Raw genomic sequence first — 3,551 nt, 5'->3', positions numbered from 1 at the left:
CTAATTTATCACCTACGTCATATCTTCTTCCTTCGAAGTTATAAGCATAGATAGCTTCTTTTTTTGCTAAAGTTTGTAGAGCATCAGTTAATTGGATTTCTCCACCTTTTCCTGGCTCTTGATTTTCTAATATGTTGAATATTTCTGGAGTTATTATGTATCTACCAAGTATTGCAATATTTGATGGAGCTTCTTCAACTGATGGTTTTTCCACCATATCTTTAACTTTGTAAACTCTATCTTCTATATGTTTAACATCAAGTATTCCGTACTTATCCACGTTTTCTTTAGCTACTTCTTGGACACCAAGTATTGTAGTTTTATATTCGTCGTAAGCATTTATCATTTGTTTTAAACAAGGAACTTCTGCGTCTACTATATCATCTCCTAGTAATACTGCAAAAGGCTCATCCCCTATGAAACTTTTTGCACAGTGGACAGCATGTCCTAGTCCTTTTGGCTCTTTTTGTCTTATATAGTGTATGTTTACCATGTTAGATATGTTTTGAACCATTTCTAGCATTTCTTTTTTACCTTTGTTTTCAAGCTCTAGTTCTAGCTCTACTGATCTGTCGAAGTGGTCTTCGATGCACTTTTTGTTACGTCCTGTTACTATTAGTATTTCTTCTATGCCTGATGCTATTGCTTCTTCTATTATGTATTGTAGTGTTGGCTTGTCCACTATTGGTAGCATTTCTTTTGCTTGTGCTTTTGTTGCTGGCAGGAATCTCGTTCCTAATCCTGCTGCTGGTATTATGGCTTTTCTTACTGTGCTTTTACTCATTTTCTCCTCCAAATATTAAGCTTCTACTGAAGCTTTTCCTTTAGAAATTTGCTAATTTTCACTTATTGTATTTACATTACCACTTATTACTTTATATAAATAAAAATCTTATTTTACATAATCTCTATACTCTAAGTTAACTATAATTTTTCTACTATAAAATATGGTGTTTGTAACTTTGTAAAGTTTTATATTTTACCACCTTTATTTTTTCCTTCATAATCTATAAATTGAAGAGATTCTTCTATATCTCTTCCCCAATCATACATCCTGTAATTAACATCACTACTTCAATTAATTTAACTCCATCTTCTGTAACGTGTACTGTTCCTAATTGTATATAAATCATATTGCCAGGTTTTATCCTTATTTTTTCTAATTCTTCTATATTTCCAAGGTCTATTACTTTCTCAATGGTTTCTTTAGTATAACCTCTCTTAATAAGAAATATTAAAGATACTCTATATTTAACTTCTAGTATATAACTACACTCTGTATTTCCATTATCATTCTTATATTTTCTAGAAAACTCATCATTTGAATACACTTGTAATGATAGTGTATCATTTGCTTAGATAATTGTATTGAGAATTAGTAACTCTTTACCTAATTTGTCGATCAAAGTCATATTACTTTCTTTTATTGTAGAGTTCCCATTTCTATAAGTAGATAGACTCTGTTGTTCATATTCTCAAATATTTTGTACTATAAAATGGAGTTAATTTTAGTATATTTGGCATAGATACGTATACAACCATAATATTTTTGTCGTTTTATTAACTTATTTATATTTAAATCTCGATTTCATTACAGTTTACAATATTTTTGCTAAAAACATATTTTACCCGATTGAAATAATCCGAGAATATTAACTCAAAAACTAAATTTATTACCTATTAAAACTTAGATCCTTGAGCTTTGAATATTCATTTTTACTAACTTAAACAAGCTAAATTACTTAGTACTCCAAAAACTATCATCACAGATAGTTTATCATCCTAACCTTTTTGTACTAAATCAATTCTTTTATGTATAAATTAATGATCATAAGTATAATAATTTAAGGTAGAATTTAAATTATAAAAATATTTAAGCCACTGAGTTTCCTTTATTAATTTTTGATTTAATCATATCTATTATCATCTTAACTTCTTCTATCCTCATGACTGCTATCGTAACTCCATATACAAGTGCTCCAATTAAAATAGATAACATAGTTGAAACAATATCTCCTGTCATATTAGTAGGGCATATCGTTACTAATAAATTATAAGATGTTCTTGTACAAACAGACATTATAATTACTGCTACAAAGGATTTAATAAAAGTATTTATTATCTTATTTTGACCATAGTATTGAATTTTCTTTTTTAAACTATAAAATAATAAAGCTGTACCTATTATAGCAGAAATACTAGTTGCAAGTGCTAATCCTTTATATCCCAGTATCTTTATCAGTAATAAATTCAAAATTACATTTATAATCATAGCGAATGCACCATTTGTCATAGGAGTTTTAGTGTCATTCATAGAGTAAAATACTTGATTAAGTATTTCTCTTAAACCAAATGCTGTCATACCTATGGCATAACATGATAATATTGTTGCCGTCATAATAGTATCTTCAGGAGTAAATTTTCCTCTTTCAAACACAATTTTTACTATTGGGTTAGATAATAAAATAGCACCTGCAGAAATAGGCAACATAATTATCACAACAGAGTTAATTGACCTCTGTATTGCTTTAGAAAAGTTATCTTTATCATGTGAGCTTGATAGTCTAGATAACATAGGATATATAACTGCTGATATAGTAGATATAAATATACCTAAAACAAAAAAGTTTAGCTTATTTGCACTATTTAGTATTGTTATAATACCATCACCTAATGTTGAGGCTAATGTTCTATCTACAACTGCATTTAATTGATTAACTCCAACACCAATACATACTGGTAAAATTAGAATTAACATTCTTTTTAAGTAAGGATCCTTAAAATCTATATAAAATTTATATCTATATCCACTTTTATAAGCAAATGGTAACTGAAATAAAAATTGAGACACCATTCCTAATAGAGAAAGTATTCCTAATATTTTTAAATTCCCATTAGCACTAAGTATAATTCCAGATATTATACAGATGTTGTTAGGAAAAGCTACCATACCAGAAATAGTAAAATTACCTTTAATTTGTAACCATGCAGTCATAATATTATTGAGCCCAATAAATATCATTCCCCATATCATTGCCTTCGTAAAATTAGTGGCTATTTTTAATTTTTCACCTGTAAAATCAATTGCAAATACTTTTGTTAATGGTTCTGAAAATATAAAACCTAATATTGATAGGATAATACTAAATATTATTACTATATTAAATATATTATTTGCAAATTTTAATGCTCCATCTTTACCTTTTTCTTTTTCAACTTGAAAATATAGTGGTATAAATGTAGTTGCTAATGATGTACCTACAATAGCAAATAACACGGTAGGTATATTTAAAGCAGTTATATAGGCATCTGCTGTTGCACTTGCTCCGTGTACCGAAACTAATATAGTTTCTCTTAAAAATCCGATTACTTTTGATAGCATTGTGACTATCATCAATCCTAAAGCTGACTTTGCTACTTTACTCATATTACCTCCATTTGAAAATCAATTATAAAAATATAAAAAATAATACTAGAAATAAGTATTATTTTTTATATAAGTGATTTACTCTATATCTTTTAATTCATTGAATACTTTTTCAATTTTATCT

At 27.7% G+C, this 3,551-nt stretch carries 3 protein-coding genes; all 3 read right to left on the bottom strand.

Translation table 11 applies throughout. From position 1 onward, the window contains the following. A partial coding sequence (gene galU / locus J7G74_RS00550) for a UTP--glucose-1-phosphate uridylyltransferase GalU (RefSeq protein ID WP_297130377.1) occupies positions 1-784 on the bottom strand: 784 nt, incomplete at its 3' end. A gap of 244 nt (positions 785-1,028) precedes the next feature. Continuing rightward, a complete protein-coding gene (locus J7G74_RS00545) occupies positions 1,029-1,331 on the bottom strand; it encodes a hypothetical protein (RefSeq protein ID WP_297130374.1) in 303 nt (100 codons plus the stop codon). A gap of 542 nt (positions 1,332-1,873) precedes the next feature. Then, positions 1,874-3,427 (bottom strand): murein biosynthesis integral membrane protein MurJ, encoded by a 1,554-nt coding sequence (gene murJ / locus J7G74_RS00540; RefSeq protein ID WP_297130372.1) that lies wholly within the window; start codon positions 3,425-3,427, stop codon positions 1,874-1,876. Between the last annotated feature and the right edge of the window lie 124 nt (positions 3,428-3,551).

The organism is Terrisporobacter sp. (assembly GCF_017888745.1).
Classification (GTDB): domain Bacteria; phylum Bacillota; class Clostridia; order Peptostreptococcales; family Peptostreptococcaceae; genus Terrisporobacter.
The sequence above is the reverse complement of the archived record's forward strand: the minus strand, read 5'-3'. Positions and strand labels throughout refer to the sequence as shown.